The organism is Streptomyces sp. NPDC057638 (assembly GCF_042800315.1).
In the GTDB taxonomy this organism is placed as follows: Bacteria; Actinomycetota; Actinomycetes; order Streptomycetales; family Streptomycetaceae; genus Streptomyces.
The window spans coordinates 1-21,006 of record NZ_JBHVHF010000040.1 but is presented as its reverse complement, the minus strand read 5'-3'; the positions used below and the strand labels follow the sequence as shown (position 1 = coordinate 21,006).

Sequence of the window (21,006 nt, the reverse complement as noted above, 5' to 3'; positions counted from 1 at the left end):
CGACGACGAGCACCCCTGACCGATCGGGGAGAACGTGCTCGACGAAGGAAGCGGAGACGACCTCGCCGAGATCTTCCTCGGCGTACGCGATCCCATGGTCGTGAGGCCGGATATCCCCTGCCATCTACTGTCCTGTCTCCTCGTTCTCACCGACGGGCGCGATAGCGAGCCCGAACATGTCCGCGTACCTCTCCAGCCGTTCCCGGACCCACCGGGGTGACTCGCCGACCGCGTGAGCGCTGACGAGCAGCCTGTCCTGACTCACCGAGCCGCTGAGCGCGGGCAGCTTTCCGTCGAATCCCTGGCTGAGGATCGCCAGATCCTGCCAGTGCGGCACGAGGTCAGGGATGTGGTCGACCGTCGGCCGCTGATCTTCCATGCACAGATACGGGGCGATACGGCGCCACGTATGAGGCATGGGCTCGCCGAGGCGACCGGCGATGCTGACGAGGTCCAGAGGGAGCAGCGGGGATCCGGCGGTGGTGACCCGATGGGCCGGGTCCACGGCCACGGCGTCACGGGCGGAGGGCACGTCGTCGGGCAAGGCCGCCACGGCGTCGACGGAGAGGTCCGGGACAAGGGCCCCGATGGCACGCAGCGGCTTGAGGGCGTTGAACGCCGTGCGTACACCGATGCGGCGTGCGCGGGCGTAGTCGACGAGACGCTGAGGTGTCAGGGGCGACCATTGGGGACTCTCGCACCACTCGGTGTTGTCGTCCCATTCGTACGTGACCAGAGCGGCGGTCTCGTCCTGTGTCGGAGAGAACGCCTTGAGCTCTTCGGGGAGTTTCGGCGGGGCCATGCCGTCACCGAGGTCCAGACGCCGTGCCTCCTGACGGGCGGTCCGCCACAGGAAGGACAGCTTCTGCCGCAGCTGTTGGCTCGCGGTGACCAGTACGGCCGGTGTGGCCGATACCGGGTAGTCGGCCGCTTCGAACGACGGGTCGACTCCGGAGAACGCGTATCGGCTGGGTGTGGGCAGGTCGTCCCAGGACCGCAGGAGAGGTGCCGCGTCGGGAACATCCACCCCCAGGGCGCGGAGTTCATCCAGGTGCCAGGAGAGTTCTTCACGCGACATCTTGTGGGGCTGGACATACGCCAGATCGCGGAGCGATACACCGTTCTCCAGAAGCAGTCCCTCGCCGTGCAGCCAGCCGACGAGCTCGGCGACGTCGGGAGAGGGGATCTCCCGGCGACCGGCCGAACCCTTCTCGTACCGCCGGTGGTGGACGAGTCCCAGCGGCCGGGCCACCTTCGCGAGCACCCGCTCCGCCTTGCTGACGGGGATCTCCCACTCCGCCGCGAGATCGATGGTGGCGGCCCAGGGGAGTACCGGGTGTCCGCCGCCGGTGACGCGCACGTAGCGTCGCAGAAGGGGGAAGAGCTCGGGTGGCACGGCGGCCCAGCGGTCGACCAGAGCGGGATCGGGAACGGGGTGCAGCCAGGAGAAGGCGGCTATGCTCCGCCGCGCCGAGCGCGGGCTGCGGCCCGTCCGCTCCGCCACGGCCCTGATATCCCAGGGCGTTCTCACCGCGCGCCAGGTATGTGCGCTCTCCTGGACATAGAGGAGGGCCACGTCGTCGTCGGTGCAGATGTACGTCCGGTGATGGTCCGGAATCGCGGGCAGCGGCTCCGGGAGAAAGGGGGTGTACTTGGCGCAGGTGGCGGCCAGCGCACCGAGCGTCTGACGGTCCCGGGCGGAGGTACGGACGATGCCGCTGAGGTCGCCCGGCGCATGGCGGTAGTAGATCTCGGCAGGCGACTTCTCGGCGGCCCGTTTCTGTCCTCCGAAGGTGACCTCGACGTTGTACCGCGGGCGTTCAGGGCCTCGGAGCCCCCTCACGATGCGCAGATCAGCGTCATCCGGCACCCAGTCGAGGTCGCCGCCCCGGAGTACCGCCGGTCCGCCGAACCGGGGGTGGGTGATGCGCAGGCCTCGTGTCGCGCGGAGGACTTCCAGCACGGTCATGTCATGCTCCGCGGCGAATGTCACCGTGTTCCGCCAGTCCCCGTCGATCTTCTCCGCGATATCGGACCAGCCCGGATACGGCACCGGGTGGCCTTCGAGGGACAGCGGTGTGGCTTCCCGCTCACCCGCGTACCGGTCCCCGAGTGCGGCGGACCGCCAGGGCCGGACGGCCGCGTGGAGGAGCCCTTCCTCGCCGTACTGGTGCCGCTGACTGTTCAAGGCCGCGTCCAGCTTGAACCAGCCGACCTCATCGAGATCTACGGTGCGTCCGTACCCGGCGGCGACCCGCAGATGTCTGCCCCGCCACTCGGAGCACAGGATCCGGGCGATCTCGGGATGCCGGGCCTCGATGGCCCGGAGCCAGCCGAGGTCCAGCGTGGGCCATTGCGCGAGTGCCTCCGCTCCCTGGCGTATCTGCTGATGGGCCCATCTGATGTCGTAGTGCTCCAGCTTGTTTCGATTGAGAGTGAGTTTCCCCGCGAACTCGCCGGAGAGGTTGAGGACATAGCCCCAGGGGAATGTGTCGGCGGCTATACCGTCACAAACGATCGCCCCGTTGCCCTTGACCCACCACAGGACGCCGGGTATCGCTTCGACGGCGGAGTCCGCGGCGACCTCGGATCCGCCGTCGCCCGGCTGGAGCCGTCCCGGTGGCCACACGCTTGCCTGTCCGTCATCGTCACGGACCGTCAGATGGAACTCGCTGATGAGTATCAAGGGGCGAAGAACGGAAACGCAGGAGACTCGTCGAAAGGCGGAGGAATCGCGGAGGTAGAGACGGACACACGTCCCTCCTTCGGGCAGAACCACTCCGTCGCTTTCGTCGGCGTCCCGGACCCGGAACAGGCTGTCGCTGACCGGGATCTCCACCCGCAGCGCCCTCTCGGCGGGGCGCCCGTCAGGGCCGACCGGGCGGGTGATGACCACCATTTCGTCGGCCAGCATGAAATAGCTGAACACGCCGATGCCGAAGCGGCTGTTGAGATAGAGCCGGAAGGATTTGTCGTGTCTCAGCCAGGTCGCCTGTTCACGGCGGAAGCTGTGGGACTGGTCGAAGCGGCGCCCGGCTCGTGTGAAGGTGTTCCTGAGTTGGTCGACGGTCATGCCGACGCCGTTGTCGTGGCATTCGATATAGCGACCGTGCCGGTCCTCTCCGGCCTCGATCCGGATCTGCCCCGCCCAGGGCGCGGGATTCCTTCCGCAGCTGTCCAGATAGCGGACACGCATCTGCCGGTAGCGGCAGGCGTCCAGAGCGTTCTGATACAGCTCTCGTAGCGCGAGGGTGGGCCTGCCGTCGTACAACTGCTCGCCCATGAAGAGTCTGCGGATCTCTGTCTGGGCGAGGGAGAAGCGGGTGAGGGGCACATCGTACGCATCGAGACCGTGCTGTTGGCCGGGTCTCAGCCGGTGGTCGGTGAACCGGGCCGGCAGGCCCCGCAGGAGGGAGCTCTCATCGCCCGGCAGCCGCGAGGCCGTCTCCCGCAGCGCGTGGGTGAGTTCGTCGGCGTCCTCGGCCACGGAGGCGAGCGCGGCATGGATCGCGGGGTGCGGACATACCGCGTCCAGATGAAGGTAAGGGGGCGCGTCACCCTCGCGGTCGATCTCCCACACGGCATCGCGGATCACGGCGAGAACCTCGCGCGGCACCACCGGATCGGAGACCGCGAGGTGGCTGGCGAGAACCTCGGGAAGGCGTCGGGCCTCGAAGGCGAGCAGTCCGGCCAGACGCAGGAGTGCCGCGAGGGGGCGTGCCCTCAGGCGGTGCGATGTCTTGTGGACGATGTGACGGGCCGGGGGCGTCGCTCGTCGCTGGTCCTCGGGCGGGGCACCGAGGGAGATGCCCGCGGCGACCGTGCGCAAGGCGGCGGACAGCTGGGCGGCCCGGCCGGTGAGTGCCCGGTCCGGCACGAGAGGCTCCCGTTCCAGCAATGTGGTGACGAACCCCGCGATCCACACCTCTGATACGGCTTCCTCATCCGTGGTGAACCGCTCGGCGATCCACTGATGCACCAGCCACAGCATGACGGCGTCGCGATCGTCAGAGGGGTCGGATTCCCACCAGTACCAGCCGTCGAGCTTCTCGGCGACCTGCGGGTGCTGCTCCGCGACCTGCTCGTAGTGACGCCGCTGATCATCGGCACCGGAGACGCGGCGCGTGCGCTGCGGACGGAGTTCGGCGGCCTGGCTCAGCCGGTCCGCCCACGCTGCCTCGTGCAAGAGCACGCCCGCGATCAGGGCGGTGACCTCCAGAGAGGACAGCTCGATCCCCTCGGGGAGCAGCGCTGGGAGACGATCACAGAGCACGCGGACGGGGAACTCGTCATCGGCCCAGGGGTCGGGCAGCCGCGTCTGGGCGTGATGGACATGACGGGCAACGCTCACGGCCAGGGAGACCAGGGAGCCCTGGAACCGGGTGACAGTCGCCGCGTCGCCCTTCGGTACCTGGTTCCAGAGCGCTGTCGTGCGGACGGCCTCCTGCCACGCTTCCAGCAGCCTCCTGCCCCGAGCGATCTCCCGCGCCCTGGTCTCCGTCTCCCGGTCGCTGCCGTAGCGGATCAGCGGAAGCTGCGGTTCAGCCCCGGCGCGCCGGGCCATGCTCTGTGTCTCTCGCCGGGCCACCTGATACACCTGCTCCACGGTGGCGGCCTCGGTGAGCGGATCGAGGGCCCGTGCCAGAGCGAGCGTGAAGAAGCTCCCGTGCTCGGTGAATCCACCGCGTTTACCGGGTGCGCACCCGGTCATCATGGCGAAGCCCGAGTGCGGCGGCCCCGTGGTGACATGGCTGGCGAACGCGGCGGCGCCACCGTCCCCGACCTCGCGACACGCGTCGATCAGCCACAGGACGGTGTCGGCCCGGCAGTGGACCAGGTACTTGCTGATGTCGGCGTCCAGCAGGGACTCACGGACATGCGGCTGCTTCCAGCTGTTCCGCTCGTCCCCGTCGTGGGCGGGGGCTCGGGCGTCGGCGGGCACCAGGTAGTCGATGCCGTCGACGCGTATGCCGTGTCCGGTGAAGTAGAGGAGGAGCGTGTCCCCGGCGGAAGCCTCGTCCGACAGGGCGGTGATGCGCTCAGCGATCTCGTTGCGCGTCGGGTCGCACAGTTGCTCCACCACGTACCCGCTGCCGGTCAGCGCCGCACTCATGACCCGCAGATCCACGTCGACCGCCGCCCTCAAGGGGCTGAGGCGGTGCGCTGCTCCGGGGTGGGCGCCGACTCCGATCAAGAGCGCTCGACGGCCGCCGTTCTCCATCTTCCTTCCCCCCTGCTGTCCTCGGACGGCTCCATCCTTTCACTCGGACACCGTCTGCTGATCACCGCACATCAGGTGGTGGGTGCGGGGCGGTGACCTGTATCGGGACAGGCGGAAGCGAGGGTGGCGGCTGATTCCTCACCGAGGGGGGATCCGGCGAGTCGCGATGGGGCCGTGGCGTCCGGCGGGCCTGGGGCCGGACCCGGGTACGGGGTCTCGCGCGGCCGCCCGGCCCGGGCGGGGGAGTCGGCTATCCGGTGAACTGGGCCCGGGTGGGGGAGGGGACCGGCAGGGGGCGGGCGGCCGGGGTGCGGAGGCCGTCGAAGATCATGGAGAGATAGCGCTGCCAGAGGCCGGGGGCGTCCTCGCTGATGCTGAGGACGGCCTGCGAGGCGGCGCTGAGCAGCAGCACGATGTCGAGGCCGGTGATGTCGTCGCGGATGGCCCCGGCCTTCTGGGCGCGGATGACGAGGGTGTCGGCGACGTCGGCGAGGCGTTCGCGCGAGGTGTGGACGCTGGCCTCGGAGCGGGAGAGGGCGGCGGCCGCCTGGCAGAAGGAGCGGTCGCGGGCCTGGATCTCGGTGCCGATCGTCATGAACGTGAACAGCGCCTCGCCCGGATCGTCGGAGTCGGCGAGGTGTGATCCGGCGGTGACCAGTTCCTCCAGGCGGTCGCTGAAGATCTCCGCCAGGAGCTGTTCCTTGGTGTCGAAGTGGCGGAAGACGGTTCCCTTGCCCACCCCGGCGCGCGTGGCGATGCGGGTGATCGACACATCCATGCCGTTCTCGGCGAACTCGGCGGTCGCGGCGTCCATCAGCAGGCGTCGGTTGCGTACGGCGTCGGCTCTTTGCATGGCCCCATCGTACATAAGCGGACCGATCGGTCACATTTTCTGGAGCTAAGCGGACCGCACGGTCAGGTTCTGTGCTACGGTCAGAACATGACCGAGCGGTCCGGTTGATATGCCGGAACGTGTGGGAATCACTACGTACTGTTAGTTACGAGAGGAAACGTCATGGACGTCCGCGGCTACGAGACCGGTCCGATCACGGCGGAGGCGGCCTTCACCTCCGACTTCCCCCTGGATGACCGCTACTCGACGCAGGACATCGTCGACATGCTGGAGCGTGAGCGCCCCAACATGGACATCCGTCCCGGCATGCGGCACAAGTACACCCCGCTGCGCTTCGACCCGGCCACCGGCGTCAAGTACATCGGCGGGCGCTACCTCTTCGACACCTGGGAGAACGTCCTCGACTACGACCACTTCACCAACGAGGAGCTCTTCCCGGAGCCGGGTGTGAAGTTCTGGTCCCGCTTCCCGGGCGTGGACAAGCACTACTGGAAGGTCACCGGCGCCCACGACTTCAAGCCGATGGCCACCGCGCACCACGTCAACCGCTTCGAGCGCTACTCGTACACGGATGAGAACGTCGAGCGGCTGCTCGCCGAGGTGTGGCCCGCCATCCGCGACGAGGCCCAGAAGCAGGGCCTGTCCAGCGTCTGGCTGATGTTCCAGCCGGAGGAGAAGCAGATCGGCATCATCACCGTCGCCGAGAAGTCCGGCGCCGCCGACGCGGCTGTCGCCGTCTCCCAGGGCCTGGAGTACCTGGAGCGCCTGGACGCCTTCGGCCGCTTCCTGCCCGAGGCGCTCGGCACCGAGCAGCTCATGGACCGGACCAGCCTGATCATCTCCTCCTGGCTGCCCGAGTCCCGCGCGCTCGGCGGCGCGCACTCGTCCTTCGACGTGTCGCCGCCGCACCCGAAGCCGCAGATCTGAGGCATCTGAGGCGGCGGGGAAGGGCGGGGTGTCCGGCCCGGAACTCCCTCACGGTTCCGGCCGGGCGCCCGCGCCCGTGATCCACGGTCGGAGCGGGCCGACCGCTCCGACCGGCCTCCCCCGCGGGCGAGGCGCCCGTACGGGTACGTACCCCCGTCACGCCCACCGGGCGAGCCCCGCACCGGCAAGTACTGCCGCCACGCCCGCGGGCGAGGCGCCCATACCGGCAAGTACCACCGAGTGCCCCTTCTCCCCACAACCGGAGGAAACCCCATGCGTGCCCTGACCGTCGACCGCTCCGCCCCGGGGCAGCTGCGGCTCACCGAGGCCCCCGACCCCGTACCCGCGCCCCACCAGGCGCTCGTCCGGGTCGCCGCGATCTCGCCCAACCCGGCCGAGTTCCGCTACATCCTTCCCGGCGCGCCCGATGGCGCGGTGATCGGCTGGGACGCCGCCGGAGTGATCGAGCGGGCCGCCGCCGATGGCTCCGGACCCGCCGTCGGCACCCCGGTGACCACCCTCGGCCTCAGTGACGGCTGGGCGGAGCTGCGCGCCGTCGACATCGCGCTGATCGGCACCGTCCCCGAAGGGGCCGATCTCGGCGCGATGAGCACCCTGCCCGTCTCCGCCGGGACCGCGCTGCGCGCCCTGCGCGGGCTCGGTCCGATCCTGGGCCGCCGGGTCCTGATCACCGGGGCCTCGGGTGCGGTCGGCCGCTTCGCCGTCCAGCTCGCGGCCCGGGGCGGCGCGTACGTCATCGCCGTCGCCCGCAAGCCGGAGCTCTCCGGCGAACTGCGCGCCCTCGGTGCCCATGAGGTCATCACCGGCCCCGAAGCGGTCACCGTGCCCGTGGACGGTGTGCTCGACCAGGTCGGTGGGCCCGCTCTCGCCGCCGCCTTCGACACCCTGGGCGAGGGCGGCACCCTCGTGCTGACCGGCGCGGCCTCCGGTGGCCCGACCACGTTCCCGCCGGGCGCGCTGCTCGCCGACCCGGCCCGTCAGAACCGTTCGATCGTCACCTTCTTCGAGATGGCCGGCGGTGGTGTCGACCGGGATCTGACCTGGCTCGCCACCGAGGTGGCCGAGGGCAGGCTCCGTCCGCACATCGCCGTGCGCGGCGACTGGGCCGACGCGGGCGCGACCCTCGACGCCGTACGCGAGAGCCGCCTCGCCGGAAAGGCCGTCCTGGATCTCTCCTGACCCCTGACGCCATCGACCGGGCCCCGGCCGACCTGTCCGGCCGGGCCCTCGAATCCATCGACAACCCCCGTATCACCGAAAGAAACGGACATGAACAGCTCCATCGGAATCCCGCTCTCCGTGCTCGACCTCTCCCCGATCCGCAACGACGGGACGGCCGCCGAGGCCCTCGCGAACACCGTCGCGCTGGCCCGCGCCACCGAGGCGTACGGCTACCGCCGCTTCTGGATCTCCGAGCACCACAACACCCCGGCCATGGCCTCCTCCGCGACCTCGATCATCATCGGCCAGGTCGCCGCCGCCACCGAGCGGATCACGGTCGGCGCGGGCGGCGTCATGCTGCCCAACCACGCCCCGTACATCGTCGCCGAGCAGTTCGGCACCCTCGCCGCCTACCACCCCGGCCGGATCGACCTCGGCCTCGGCCGCGCGCCCGGCAGCGACCCGTGGACCACCCGCGCCCTGCGGCGTGAGCACCAGAGCGGTGCCGACTTCCCCGAGCTGACCGCCGAACTGCGCGGCTACCTCGCTCCCGGAAGCGCCGAGCGCAAGGTCCGCGCCATACCCGGCGAGGGCTCCGGTGTGCCCGTCTTCATCCTCGGCTCCAGCACCTTCGGCGCGGCCCTCGCCGCCCGTGAGGGACTGCCGTTCGTCTTCGCCTCCCACTTCTCGCCCGACCAGCTGCTGCCCGCGCTGGAGCTGTACCGGGCCGGATTCCGCCCCTCGGCGACCCTGGCGAAGCCGTACGCGATCGTCGCGGCCAACGCCGTCGTCGCCGACACCGGGCGTGAGGCGGTACGGATCTTCAGCTCGCTGCAGCAGAAGTTCCTCACCCACTTCCGCGGCGGCATGGAGTTCCGCCCGCCGGTGGACGACATCGACGCCCTCTGGTCGCCGCAGGAGGCGCGGATGGTGAACGCCATGCTCGCCGAGTCCTACGTCGGCACCCCGGACACCGTCCGCCAGGGCCTCGCGGGCCTGGCCGAACGCACCGGCGCCGACGAGCTGATGATCCTCAGCGAGGCATGGGACTTCGACGCCCGGCTGCGCTCGTACGAACTGCTCGCCAAGACCTGGAACCTCTGACCCGACCCGACCCGACCGGCTCGCTCCGACCCGACCCGACCCGACCCGCTCCGCTCCAGCCCGATCCGGCCAGACCAGACCAGACCTGGACCTGGACCTGGCCCGATCCGACCGGCCCTGACCAGACCCGAAAGGACACCACCCGTGCACGCGCCCGCCGCCCTCTTCGAGCCCATCCGGCTCGGCGACCTCACCCTGTCCAACCGTATGGTCATGGCCCCGATGAGCCGTGCCCGCGCGGCGGCCGACGGTACCCCGAGCGCGCTGATGGCGCACTACTACGCCCAGCGCGCCTCGGCCGGGCTGATCGTCGCCGAGGGCACCCATCCCGCCGTCGCCGGGGCCATCGGCCCGGACGCGCCCGGCCTGTTCACCGACGCCCACCAGGACGGCTGGGCCCGGGTCGCCGACGGTGTCCACGCGGCGGGCGGGCGCGTCTTCCTCCAGCTCATGCACGCCGGACGGCTGGCCCACCCCGGCTTTCTGCCCGAGGGCGTCCGGCCGGTCGCCCCCTCGGCCGTGGCCGCCGACACCCTCATCCACACCCACGCCGGGCGGGTCACCGCCGTCACCCCGACCGCGCTCACCGAGGACGGCATACGGGAACTGATCGACGACTTCGTCCACGCCGCCCGCCGGGCGACGGCAGCCGGACTCGACGGAGTCGAGATCCACGCCGCCAACGGCTATCTGCTCCACCAGTTCCTCGCGGACAACGCCAACCTCCGCACCGACCGCTGGGGCGGCTCCACCGAGGGCCGCGTCCGGCTCACCGTCGCGATCACCCGCGCCGTCGCCGAGACCGTCGGACCCCACCGGGTCGGGGTGCGGATCTCCCCGTCCCACCCCTTCGGCGATCTGGCGGAGCACGACCCGTACGGCACCTACACGGCGCTCGTCCGCGCGCTCGCCCCGCTGGGGATCGCCTATCTGCACCATGGCGAGACCGGTACGGAACTCGACGCGGCGATACGGGAGCTGTGGCCCACGGCCCTCATGGTCACCCCGCTCCCGGCCGACCGGGACAAGCCGGAGGCCGCCGCGGACTCCCTGGCGCGCGGCGCGGACCTGGTCTCCTTCGGCCGGGACTTCCTCGCCAACCCCGACCTGGTCAGCCGCTGCCGCATCGGCGCCCCCCTCAACGAGGCGCGCCCGAAGGGCTTCTACGGTGGGGGCGCGGCGGGCTACACCGACTACCCCTCCCTGGACCCGGTGCACCCGGCCCCGGTCATCCGCCGCTGAGCCCGGCGGCCGGGTCCGGACGCCACCCCGGCGGCGGCTCGCGGGTGCGTGCCCCGACGCACGGCTTCCGTGTTCCCTCCGGCCGCGGTGGTTCGCCGCACGCGTACTGGTGTCCTCGGCCGCGCGTCACGATGGATCACCTCGATGGATCTCTCGGTGGATCGCCCGGTGAGGGCGAGGGTGTGGCCTGAGGTCCGGCCGCCGGGGCGCGGTGGCGCCGGTCACCACGCCCCGGTCACCACGCGCTGATGACCGGCGCGTCGGGTTCGCGCTGTCGCCAGACCTGGTTGAGGCGGACGAGCCGGTCCGTGGCGGCGATGCCGTGCAGGGACATGACCACGCCGTCGCCGATATCGAACACGACGGCGCCCACGACCCGGCCCTCGGCCACGGCGAGGACGGCCGGGGCGCCGTTCACCAGCGCGATATGGAGCGCGGGGGAGCCGCCGACCCACCGTCGCTTCGCCGGGGTGGGCTTGAAACCGGCCCGCGCGAGCGAGGCGACGCGCTCGCGCGTCTCGTACCGCAGGAGCCGCCTGGCCAGTCCCGCGCCGTCCGAGACCGCGGTCGCGTCGTCGGCGAGCAGTTCCACCAGCCGTTCGGTGCGCCCCGACACGGCCGCGGCGAGGAACTCCTCGACGATCCGGCGGGCGGACGCGGGGTCGGCGTCGCTGCCCCGGCGGCGCTCGGTGGCGATCCGGACGCGGGCGCGGTGCGCGTGCTGCTGGCTCGCCGACTCGGTGATGCCGAGCATTCCCGCGATCTCGGCGTGGGGATACGCGAAGGCCTCCCGCAGGACGTAGACGGCCCGCTCGACCGGAGCGAGGCGTTGCAGGAGGGTCAGCACGGCCAGGGACACCGATTCGCGCTGCTCGACGGTGTCGGCGGGGCCGAGCATCGGATCACCCTCCAGGAGCGGCTCGGGCAGCCGGACACCGGCCGCGCGCTCGTGACGGGCCCGCGCGGAGCGGAGCCGGTCGAGGCAGAGACGGGTGACGACCGTGGTCAGCCAGGCTTCGGGCACCTCGACGCGCTCGCGGTCCGCCGCCTGCCAGCGCAGGAACGCGTCCTGCACGGTGTCCTCGGCGTCGGTGGCCGAGCCGAGCAGGCGGTACGCGAGTGAGGCCAGCCGGCCCCGGCTGGCCTCGAACCGGTCGAGGGACGCGATCTCCACGCGGAGCAGACTAGGCGGCGACCCGTGCACCGGACAGGCCCGTCGTCCTGGCCAGGCGGTGCTTGCGCCTCGGTATGCCGAAGCCCGGGTAGGCGATGTTCCACCCGGCGCCCTTGAGCACACCCGCCTTGAGCAGGGCGGCGGTCCGGCCGCCCAGGTACCAGGACTTCGACCGGGCGTCCCCGTCCACCAGCTGGAAGATCGCGTCCCGCCGTCCGAGGCTGATGTGGTTGCCGTGGTACTTCAGCCCGACGGTCGGCATCTTCCGGCCGGTCAGGCGCGCGATGATCGCGGCGGTCGCCTGCATGGTGGTGAAGCCCGCCGAGGCGCAGGACATCGGCAGCGGTCGGCCGTTGTCGCCGATCGCGTAGACGCAGTCACCGACGGCGTAGACGTCCGGGTGCGAGACCGAGCGCATGGTGCGGTCGACGACGATCTGGCCGGACTCGGCGACCTCCAGGCCGCTGGCGGCCGCGATGGGGTGTACGGCGAATCCGGCGGACCAGACGGTCACGTCGGACGGGATGGACAGACCGCCGTCGGTGAGCGCGCGGCCGGGCTCGACGGCCGCGATGGCGGTGTGCTCGTGCAGGGTGATCCCGAGCCGGTCGAAGGCCTGGCGCAGGTGACGGCGGGCCTTCGGGCAGAGCCAGGCGCCCAGTTCGCCACGCGCGGCGAGCGCGACCGAGAGACCGGGCCGGGACTCGGCGAACTCGGTGACGGCCTCGATGCCGGTCAGCCCCTCACCGACGACCAGCACCGTGCCGCCCGCGCCCAGGCCGGCCAGGCGCTCGCGCAGCCGCAGCGCCGAGGAGTAGCCGGTCACGTCGAAGGCGTACTCGGCCGCGCCCGGGACGCCGTGGTGCGCCACGGAGCTGCCGAGCGCGTAGACGAGGGTGTCGTACACGAGGTCGGGACCGTCGCCGGTGACGGCGACGGTCCTGTGCTCGGTGTCGACACCGGTGACCCGCGCCAGGCGCAGCCGCACTCCGGTACCGGCGAACATGTCGGTGAGCGTGCGGGCCGGGAGGTCCTGGCCGCTCGCGAGCTGGTGGAGCCGCATCCGCTCGACGAAGTCGGGATCGGCGTTGACGGCGGTGATCTCGGTGTCGGCGGCGGAGAGCCGGCGGGCCAGGACGCCGGCGGCGAAGGCTCCGGCGTATCCGGCACCGAGGACGACGATGCGGTGCTTCATGGCGTTGCTCCTGTCTCGTACGCGTGACTCCTGAACGAGATGGCGCCCCGCTTGCTGACACGGTCCGAGTGTGATGCGGGTCACGGGGCGTGGCTCCCTGTGCGGGGTCCTGCCCGGGGCCGGTGCACGGGGCGGGACGGGTCGACGCCGCCCGGCGCGGGGGCACCTCCCTGCGGACACCTGACCTCAGTCGGCGGCAGGACCGGCTACGGACCGCGCCCACCGCCCGTCCTGTGCCCGCCACCCGACCCGATACGTCCTGTCCGTCCACCGCGTCCAGCGGACGGTCACGTCGGCCGGAGCGTCGGGCGACCGGTTCGGTGACCTGCGGCGTGGGGCCGATGGGTCGGCCGGTGCCCGCTGGAATCCCGGTTGCGGGGCCCTCGTTCGCGGCCTGATGATCTTTCCGGCCCCGCCGCCGCGGCGGGGCCCCACAGTGACAGGAGTACGCCCCATATGACACCCGCCGGCCTTGTGCGCCCCGCGACCCCCGCGGACATCCCCGCCGCCGTCCGTACCCTGGCGGACGCGTTCGCGGACTATCCGTACACCCGGCACGTGGTGGCCGCCGACGACCACGAGGAGCGGGTGCGACGGCTGCAGGAGTTGTTCCTCACGCGGATCGGGATGCCGTACGGCCGGGTGTGGGTCGGTGGGGAGGGCCATGCCGTCGCCGTGTGGACCACGCCGGAGAACGACCCGGCCCCCGGGTTCGCCGAGGTCGGCCCGCTGATCGCCGAGCTCGCGGGCGACCGGGCGGCGGCCTACGAGGCGGCGGAGAGCGCGGTGGAGCCGCACCGCCCCCAGGAGCCGGTGTGGTTCCTCGCGGCGGCCGCCGTGGACCCCGGTCACCAGGGCCAGGGGCTGGGCGCCGCCGTCATCCGCCCCGGTCTCGCCGCCGCCGACCTGGCCGGACAGCCGTGCTACCTGGAGACCTCGACCGAGCGGAACGTCCGGCTGTACGAGCGGCTGGGTTTCCGTACCACGGCGGAACTGCCGGGCGTCGACGGCGGCCCCCGGGTGTGGTGCATGCGCCGGGAGCCGGTCACCGAAGGCTGACACCCTCGTCTCGTACGCCCTCGATATGGCCAAGGAGATCCAGCTCGCCGGCGGTCCCCGCGGGGGCCGGCCCGGACGGGCCGTGCAACGCCCGTCCGGTGCCGCCGCGTCACGAGGGACGCTCTCCCCTGGAGATCAGAAGATCTCGATCCGGATCACCTTGTGGACGTGGCCAGGGTTCCACGTGCTCCATTTCGCCAGGGTCACATCTTCGAGGGACGGGTTGCTCAGATGCCGCTGGAACTGGAGCTTCACCCTGTTGTTCCCTGACTCGACCCAGTTGACGCCGTAGATGGCGACCGGCATCCATCCGCCGTTGGCGAAGCAGAGGACGCTCTGACCGTTGTTGTTGTGGATCTCCAGAAAGTCGGTCTGGTTGCAAGGGACACCGTTGATGAGTGTGGAGAACCCGTCGGACGGGGCACTCGCGACGGCGGGTACAGCTGTGGCGCCCAGGGCGGCCATCGTGGCGAAAGCGACTCCGAGAGACCGGCTCAAGGAAGGCTTCACACATACTCCTCTTGTTGGGGACACGCGCCCGTACGGTGACGAGCGCGTTCGGATCTTCGGAACACGCGCGGCCAGGAGGGTGGTCGGTGATCGCGTCACCGGACCTCCTGCCCGCCGCTCATGAGGCGGTCGCGCCGACTCGGAGGGGGAACCCACGGCCCTCACCCGCGGCACGATCACGGCCCAGGGGCGCCGCCGCGATGAAACCGCCGCGGTCGTCCCTGGGGCATGTGTCCATGGTCGCCACTGCGGTACCGCCACCGCATCGGCGAACATCGCCTATACGCGGTGCCGCCCGGGAACGCCCGCCCGGGGGTCAGGACAGCGGCAGGTCGCGCAGCTGACGGCGGGACGTGAGGTGCAGCTTGCGGAAGATGCTGCGCAGATGGGCGTCGATGGTGCGTGGGCTCAGGAACAACTGCGCGCCGACCTCCTTGGAAGTGGCCCCGGTGGCGACCAGCCTGGCGATGTGCAGCTCGTGGGCGGTGAGCGCGTCGGCCGCCCGGGCAGCCCGCTTGTGGGGCCGCTCACCAGTGGCGCGCAGCTCGCGGGCGGCCCGGGCGGCGAATCCATCCGCACCCATGTCGTCCAGCATCCGGTGCGCGATACGGAGTTGTTCACGGGCGTGCTGACGGCGCCGTTCGCGGCGCAGCCACTCGCCGTAGACGAGGTGGGCGCGGGCGAGGTGGGGGATCATTCGGCTCCGGTCGAACCGCTCGATCGCCTCGCCGTACGCCTCTTCGGCCGCTGGTCCGGTGCTGGTCAGCGCCCGTGAACGGGCGGCGAGTCCAAGGGCCCACTGGGTGCCGCTGGCGCGCGCTCGTGAACTGAGCAGTCGCTGGGCGGCGGTGGCGCGGTCCAGCTGACCGGTGCGGACCGCCGCCTCTATCAACTCGGGCAACACCATGCTGCTGTGCGCCAGCTCGTCCGACTCGCACGGCGGTATGGCGGCGGCGAGGGCGGCACCGTACTTCCCCAGGCCGTTGTGCAGCACCGCCAGGGCGTGCTGGGCCAGACCGGCCGACGCACCCTTGCCCTGCCCGGTGGCCTCCTGAACGACGACCGTGCGGAGCTCGTCGACCGTGGCCTGCCGCCCGCGCCAAGCCGCCAGCAGGATGTCATTGCCGGGCAGTGGCGCGGCCCCTGTCACCTGCGTGTACGCGGTGGCCTCGGCGTTCAGCTCGGCTGCCCGGGCGAGTTCGCCGGTGGACACGAGCACATCGGCGAGGACGCTGAGCGCGGAAGGGAGGACGGCCAGCGCGCCGGTCTCCCGGGCGAGCCGGACGCGGCGAGTGGCGAGGGTGTGGAGTGTCTCCTGGTCCCACAGCGCCATCGCGACACGGCACCCCAGCAGTAACCAATGGCTGTCCTCGCCGTCCCCCGCCGCCTGGTGGGATTCATGACCGTGGTCACGGAGCGTCGTGAGCGCCCGCCGCAGGTCGGGTACGCCCGCTTCGTACCCGTGGGTGGCCCTGGCCACCAGCCCGTCGAGAAAGAGGTCCACCACGCGTGGCGGCGCCGACGGTACCGGTGCGGACTGGGCGGCTTCGGCCACCTCCAGCACTCGGCGCTCGCATGAATGGGGCAGATGGGAGGATTCCAGGGCCATCAGGTAGGTCTCGCGAGCCAGCGTGGCGTCCAGCGGGGTGAGCTCCTTCGCGACGTCCAGCAGTCTCCCGGGCAGGTCGTCGCTCCGGGCCGTGTGAAAGGCGATCTGGGCCCGGAGCAGCTTCGCCCGGGCGCGTTCCACGGCGGGCAGCGGCCCGGCCTCGGCGAGGGTCAGTAACTCCAGGGCGGCGTCGGGCGCGCCGGAGTTGTGCTTGGCGTGTGCGGCGCGCAGCGCACGGTGCGCACGGTCGCCGGGTTCGGGGGTGAGCGCGACCGCCCGTTCCAGGAACGCGGCGGCCGCCGCCAGTCCGCCGCGGCCCAGGGCCCGGCCGGCCGAGCGCTCCAGTTCCGCGGCGATCGTCTCGTCTGTCCTGAGAGCGGCCTGCGCACGGTGCCATGTGTGACGGTCGGGCTCGGCCCTGGTCTGGGTGGCCACGGCCAGCGCGTGGTGCACGCGGCGACGGTCGGACAGGGGGGCCGCCCGGTAGACCGCCGAACGTACCAGCGGATGGTGGAACCGTACCCGGGTGCCGACCTCCAGCAGCCCCGCCGTCTCCGCCGGTGCGGCCGCGTCGGTGCCGATGTCGAGATGCCCGGCCGCGTCCCACAGCAGTGACGTGTCGCCGAGTGGCTCGGCCGCCGCGACCAGCAACAGCAACTGTGTCTCGGCCGGCAAGTCGCGCGACCGGCGCTGGAAGCACTCCTCGATCTTGCGCGGCACGCTCAGGACGTTCGGTAGCCCGAATCCGCCCGCCAGTTCCGTCGGCTCCGCGCTCAGGGGCAGCTGCGTCAGCACCAGCGGGTTGCCCCGCGCCTCGGCGATGATCCGGTCACGCACCCGCTCGTCCAGCGGTGCCCTGACCGCGGTGGAGAACACCTCGCGCGCGTCCGCCTCGCCGAGCCCGGCCAAGCCCAGCTCCGGCAGCCCCGCAAACACGCGTGCGTCGCCGGGTCCTTCGTCGGGGTCGCGCAGGGCGAACACCAGCCCCAGCCGCTCGGCCCGCACCCGCCGCGCCACGAAGGCGAGGATCCGCGCGGATGCCACGTCCAACCACTGCGCGTCATCCACCAGGCACAGCAGCGGCCGTTCCTCGGCCGCCTCGGCCAGCAGACCCAGGGTGGCCAGTGCCACCAGAAGCTGGTCCGGCGGATCGCCGTCGCACAGCCCGAACGCCACCCCCAGGGCCGCCTGTTGCGGACGGGGCAACGCGCCCGTCCGGTCCAGCAGTGGCGCACACAGCTGGTACAGACTGGCGAACGCGAACTCCGTCTCGGACTCCACGCCGACCACATGCTCCACCCGGAACCCCGACGCGGCATCACGGGCATGCTCCAGGAGCGCGGTCTTACCGATACCGATCTCACCGCGTACCACCAGCACACCACCGCGGCCCGCCCGCGCCGTCGCGAGCAGCCCTTCGATCGCCTTGCACTCCGTGCCTCGGCCGAGAAGCATCCTGCGGCTCTCCCAGGGGCGACGGCGGACGGTTGGCCGGACTGGCGCCCCGTCTGTGTACCTCTCCCGCCCGGCACTCAACGCTATGTGGTCCCCGCGGTTCCCGGGTGATTGTCGGCCAGGAGGAGAGTCGTCGCGCCTGGCCTGGCCTGGTCCCGCTCCAGCCCGCCCGCGGCAAGGGAGGAGCCGGTGCGGTGCGGGGAGGCGGACGGGTGAGCGGACCGTGCGCGTCCGGCCAGGAGGTGGGGCGGTCTGGTAGCCGATGCCCATGCCGCTGGCGGCACCGATGCCCGATGCCCGGCGCCCGGTGCCCGGTGCTGGCCCGCGCTCCGACGCCCCGTGGCGCGGACTCCCGGAATCGACCTGTGTTTCTCATCGGCTCCTCATACGCCGTTGGTTGCCTGGGCGTGGCCGGTCGGTCCGGTGTGGACGAGCAGGGGAGGCGCATGGTGTTGCCGTCGAGGACGGTCGCGGACGGGGCGGGGCGAGGGGGTGCCGTCCGGGAGCCCGGCGGTGCGGAGGGGGTGAGTGAACGGCCGTCGCATGTCGCCAGCCGCTTGCACGCGTTCAACCGGTTCGAGCTGAAGTACCTGGTACCCGTCGAGCGGGCGGCCGGGATCCGGGACGAGCTGGCCGAGCGGATGGACCGGGACCCGCACAGCCCGGTCGGCGGGTACGGAGTGTGGAGCCTGTACTACGACACTCCTCAGCTGCGGTTCTACTGGGAGAAGATCGAGGGCCTGAAGTTCCGCCGGAAGCTGCGCATCCGCCACTACGGGGATCCCGGCGGGGTCACGGACGACGTGCCGGTCTGTGTGGAGATCAAGCAGCGCGTCAACCGGGTCACCCAGAAGCGCCGCGTCACCCTGCCCTACGGCCTGGCGCGGCGGCTCTGCGACCACCGGGAGCTGGTGGACCACTCGCCCCGGGAGAGCGCCTTCGTCCAGGAAGTGCTCGAACTGATCGTACGGCTGAACCTGCGGCCCACCGCGATCACCGGCTACCAGCGCGAGGCCCTGGTCGGGCGGGATGCGGACACCGGTCTGCGGGTCACCCTCGACCGCCGGGTCCGGGGCCGGGACCGGGACTTCCACTTCGGCGTCCCGACACCGGAGAACCGGTTCACCATCCCGCCGCATCTGGCGGTCATGGAGATCAAGGTCAATGAGCGCACCCCTTCCTGGATCACGGACCTGACCGCGCGCCGCAACCTCAACCTCGTCCGGATCTCGAAGTACGTGCAGTCCGTCGAGGCATTCGGGCTGGCGCCCCGCTCGGTCTTCCACGTCGACGAGTCGGACGGCCCGCGGTCCGCCCACCCCCATGAGCGGTCGGCGCGGCACGGCGCGTCGCCCAAGGCAGGAGCACAGTGAACTTCGATCTCGAACTCCAGGAACTGAGCGGCACGTTCAGTGTCGCCGACGTCGTCGCGGCCATGGCGCTGTCGTTCGTCCTGTCCACACTGATCGGCCATGTCTACCGGTACACCCACCGCAACATCTCCTACAGCCAGTCCTCTGTGCAGACGCTGGTCGTCGTCGGCATGGTCGTCGCGCTGATCATGCTGGTCGTCGGCTCGAACCTGGCCCGCGCCTTCTCCCTGGTCGGTGCCCTGTCCGTGGTCCGGTTCCGCAACGCGGTCAAGGAGACCCGGGACGTCGGATTCATCTTCCTGACCATGGCCATCGGCATGGCCTGCGGTGCCCGCTTCTACACTCTCGCCGCGGTCGGCGCCGTCGTGATCTGCGCCGTGACCCTGGTGATGTACAGGTTCGACTGGTTCGCGCTCAACGTGCAGCGGCAGGTCGTCAAGGTCCAGGTCCCCGCGGGCGATGACCACACACCGGGGATCCGTGATGTGCTGATCAAGTACACCAGCGAATTCGAACTGGTCAGTACGGAGACCATCAGGGGAGGGGCGCTCTGCGAGGTCTTCTACACGGTGCGGCTGAAGAAGGGCACGGAGCCCGGCGAACTGGTCAGCGCCCTTCAGGAGCGCACCTCGGGTCAGCGGGTGACCGTGCTGACCGGTTACGACACCACGGATCTGTGATGGGCGACGGGACCGCCGTCCGGCGGCGCGGGCGGATCCGGGACCGGGTTCCGGTGCGGCTGAGGCAGCACTGGAAGCCCGCCGCGGCACTCGGTGTGAGCCTGGCGGCGATGGTCGCCTTCCTCGGCGATCTGCGGATCTCCCCGTATGTCACCTCGTCCTCCCGGGTCGAGGCCGACCCGATCACCGACGATGTCCAGGGGACCGTGGCCCTGTATGACACCTCGGTGGCGCACTCGGTCCAGCTCACCTACGCGCAGACCGACTTCGAGAAGATGATGAGGGAGTTCGAGGAGGAGGGCACCAAGGAGTACATCGAGGCCGACCTCGTGATCGACGGGGTCGCACTCCCTGACGTCGGCATCCGGCTCAAGGGCAACTCCACCCTGTCGCCCCTGCGGGGCGGCATGGGCCCGCCCGGCGGTGGCCGGGCCGGGATGCCCCGTGGCGGTCAGGCCCCACCTGGTGAGGGGCGGGCCGGTGAGGGGCGGGCCGCGCCCGGCGGTGCGGGCGGTACCGGTCAGGACGCGGGCCAGGGTGCCGGTGGGCCGGGCGGAGGAGACGACCAGGGTCCCGGTGGCCTGGGCGGGATGGTGCGCTATCAGCTGTCCGCCGGGAAACCCGAGGAGCTGCCTTGGCTCGTCAAGATCGACAAGTATGTCGAAGGCCGTGCCTACCAGGGCGAACGTGAGATCGCGCTCCGGCCGGGCAGCAACGGCCAGGTACCGCTCAACGAGGCGCTGTCGCTCTCCCTGACCGGGGCGAGCGGACAGAAGGCCGAGCGGTACGCCTTCACCGAGCTGAAGGTGAACGGCCGCCCCGTGGCCACCCGTCTGATGGTCGAGGCCCCGGACACCGACTACGCCGACGACATCGCCGGGGGCGACGGGGTCCTCTACAAGGCCAAGGCCGGGGGCGGTTTCGCGTACCAGGGCGATGACCCGACCGCGTACGAGAGCTCCTTCGAGCAGCTCAACAAGAAGGGCAGCCAGGATCTCGAACCGGTGATGAGGCTGATCCGATGGGCCGACGGAGCCTCGGACGAGGAGTTCGCCCGCGACCTCGGCCGGTATGTGGACATCGCGTCCCTGGCCCGCTACACCGCCTCGCAGAACCTGCTGCTGAACTTCGACGACATGGCAGGCCCCGGCAAGAACTACCTCCTCTGGTACGACCTGGACACCGAGAAGTTCTCCGTCCTGGGCTGGGACTACAACCTCTCCTTCGGCGGCGACGCCACCGCCGGACCCGACGACCCCCTGGGCAGGGGCCTGAGGATGCCCGGCGCCCGTGCCGGTGGGAACGGGGGCGGGAACCCGGGCGCGGCTCCGGACGGGGTTCCGCCCGGCGCGGCGGACGGCGTCTCACCGGGCGCACCGGGCGGCGGCCCCGGAGACCCGCCGGAAGGGGTGCCTCCGGGCA

At 71.3% G+C, this 21,006-nt stretch carries 14 protein-coding genes; 8 read left to right on the top strand and 6 right to left on the bottom strand.

Annotated elements, in window-relative coordinates; all coding sequences use genetic code 11:
• Positions 1 to 124: 124 nt before the first annotated feature.
• Positions 125 to 5,221 (bottom strand): caspase family protein, encoded by a 5,097-nt coding sequence (locus tag ACFVIM_RS08565; protein WP_384299914.1) that lies wholly within the window; start codon positions 5,219 to 5,221, stop codon positions 125 to 127.
• Between the two features lie 250 nt (positions 5,222 to 5,471).
• Positions 5,472 to 6,074 carry a TetR/AcrR family transcriptional regulator gene (locus ACFVIM_RS08560; protein WP_384299913.1) on the bottom strand — a complete coding sequence of 201 codons (603 nt, stop codon included), beginning with the start codon at positions 6,072 to 6,074 and terminating at the stop codon, positions 5,472 to 5,474.
• Between the two features lie 162 nt (positions 6,075 to 6,236).
• Here ACFVIM_RS08560 and ACFVIM_RS08555 point away from each other — a divergent pair, with 162 nt between their 5' ends.
• The 4 genes from ACFVIM_RS08555 (at position 6,237) to ACFVIM_RS08540 (ending at position 10,529) form a co-directional block, all read left to right on the top strand.
• Positions 6,237 to 7,001, top strand: coding sequence for a hypothetical protein (locus tag ACFVIM_RS08555; protein ID WP_384299912.1), 765 nt, complete (start codon positions 6,237 to 6,239; stop codon positions 6,999 to 7,001).
• Between the two features lie 273 nt (positions 7,002 to 7,274).
• Positions 7,275 to 8,201, top strand: coding sequence for a zinc-binding dehydrogenase (locus ACFVIM_RS08550; RefSeq protein WP_384299911.1), 927 nt, complete (start codon positions 7,275 to 7,277; stop codon positions 8,199 to 8,201).
• Between the two features lie 90 nt (positions 8,202 to 8,291).
• Entirely contained in the window at positions 8,292 to 9,287 is a 996-nt protein-coding gene (locus tag ACFVIM_RS08545) for an LLM class flavin-dependent oxidoreductase (RefSeq protein ID WP_384299910.1), read from the top strand.
• Between the two features lie 144 nt (positions 9,288 to 9,431).
• On the top strand, positions 9,432 to 10,529 hold the full coding sequence (locus tag ACFVIM_RS08540) for an alkene reductase (protein WP_384299909.1): 1,098 nt from the start codon (positions 9,432 to 9,434) through the stop codon (positions 10,527 to 10,529).
• Positions 10,530 to 10,764: 235 nt separating this feature from the next.
• Here the strand turns inward: ACFVIM_RS08540 and ACFVIM_RS08535 are convergent, their stop codons facing one another.
• Both ACFVIM_RS08535 and ACFVIM_RS08530 read right to left on the bottom strand, forming a co-directional pair.
• Entirely contained in the window at positions 10,765 to 11,703 is a 939-nt protein-coding gene (locus ACFVIM_RS08535; protein WP_384299908.1) for a sigma-70 family RNA polymerase sigma factor, read from the bottom strand.
• A 10-nt stretch (positions 11,704 to 11,713) separates the two neighbouring features.
• Positions 11,714 to 12,898 (bottom strand): NAD(P)/FAD-dependent oxidoreductase, encoded by a 1,185-nt coding sequence (locus ACFVIM_RS08530; protein WP_384299907.1) that lies wholly within the window; start codon positions 12,896 to 12,898, stop codon positions 11,714 to 11,716.
• A 456-nt stretch (positions 12,899 to 13,354) separates the two neighbouring features.
• On the opposite strand from ACFVIM_RS08530, the gene ACFVIM_RS08525 reads away from it, so the two are divergent.
• Positions 13,355 to 13,957: a GNAT family N-acetyltransferase gene (locus tag ACFVIM_RS08525; RefSeq protein ID WP_384299906.1), complete on the top strand. Its 603-nt coding sequence runs from the start codon at positions 13,355 to 13,357 to the stop codon at positions 13,955 to 13,957.
• 135 nt (positions 13,958 to 14,092) lie between these two features.
• On the opposite strand, the gene ACFVIM_RS08520 is transcribed toward ACFVIM_RS08525, so the two are convergent.
• Positions 14,093 to 14,455 (bottom strand): beta/gamma crystallin domain-containing protein, encoded by a 363-nt coding sequence (locus ACFVIM_RS08520; RefSeq protein WP_384299905.1) that lies wholly within the window; start codon positions 14,453 to 14,455, stop codon positions 14,093 to 14,095.
• Between the two features lie 328 nt (positions 14,456 to 14,783).
• Positions 14,784 to 17,531, bottom strand: a complete 2,748-nt coding sequence (locus tag ACFVIM_RS08515; protein ID WP_384299904.1) for an AAA family ATPase — start codon at positions 17,529 to 17,531, stop codon at positions 14,784 to 14,786.
• Positions 17,532 to 17,977: 446 nt separating this feature from the next.
• Between ACFVIM_RS08515 and ACFVIM_RS08510 the strand changes: the two genes are divergently transcribed.
• From ACFVIM_RS08510 to ACFVIM_RS08500, 3 genes are all read left to right on the top strand, one after another.
• Entirely contained in the window at positions 17,978 to 18,904 is a 927-nt protein-coding gene (locus ACFVIM_RS08510; RefSeq protein WP_384299903.1) for a polyphosphate polymerase domain-containing protein, read from the top strand.
• Positions 18,901 to 19,584 carry a DUF4956 domain-containing protein gene (locus ACFVIM_RS08505; protein ID WP_384299902.1) on the top strand — a complete coding sequence of 228 codons (684 nt, stop codon included), beginning with the start codon at positions 18,901 to 18,903 and terminating at the stop codon, positions 19,582 to 19,584. Before ACFVIM_RS08510 ends, ACFVIM_RS08505 begins: the two co-directional genes overlap by 4 nt.
• Positions 19,584 to 21,006: CotH kinase family protein (locus tag ACFVIM_RS08500; RefSeq protein ID WP_384299901.1), on the top strand; the 1,423-nt coding region annotated here is incomplete at its 3' end. The genes ACFVIM_RS08505 and ACFVIM_RS08500, both read left to right, overlap by 1 nt.

What these genes read in the sequence shown, in the direction of transcription:
- ACFVIM_RS08565 (WP_384299914.1), bottom strand. Translation starts at nt 5,221, where the DNA reads ATGGAGAACGGCGGCCGTCGAGCGCTCTTGATCGGAGTCGGCGCCCAC.
- ACFVIM_RS08515 (WP_384299904.1), bottom strand. Translation starts at nt 17,531, where the DNA reads ATGCTTCTCGGCCGAGGCACGGAGTGCAAGGCGATCGAAGGGCTGCTC.
- ACFVIM_RS08555 (WP_384299912.1), top strand. Translation starts at nt 6,237, where the DNA reads ATGGACGTCCGCGGCTACGAGACCGGTCCGATCACGGCGGAGGCGGCC.
- ACFVIM_RS08560 (WP_384299913.1), bottom strand. Translation starts at nt 6,074, where the DNA reads ATGCAAAGAGCCGACGCCGTACGCAACCGACGCCTGCTGATGGACGCC.
- ACFVIM_RS08510 (WP_384299903.1), top strand. Translation starts at nt 17,978, where the DNA reads ATGGTGTTGCCGTCGAGGACGGTCGCGGACGGGGCGGGGCGAGGGGGT.
- ACFVIM_RS08550 (WP_384299911.1), top strand. Translation starts at nt 7,275, where the DNA reads ATGCGTGCCCTGACCGTCGACCGCTCCGCCCCGGGGCAGCTGCGGCTC.
- ACFVIM_RS08530 (WP_384299907.1), bottom strand. Translation starts at nt 12,898, where the DNA reads ATGAAGCACCGCATCGTCGTCCTCGGTGCCGGATACGCCGGAGCCTTC.
- ACFVIM_RS08525 (WP_384299906.1), top strand. Translation starts at nt 13,355, where the DNA reads ATGACACCCGCCGGCCTTGTGCGCCCCGCGACCCCCGCGGACATCCCC.
- ACFVIM_RS08545 (WP_384299910.1), top strand. Translation starts at nt 8,292, where the DNA reads ATGAACAGCTCCATCGGAATCCCGCTCTCCGTGCTCGACCTCTCCCCG.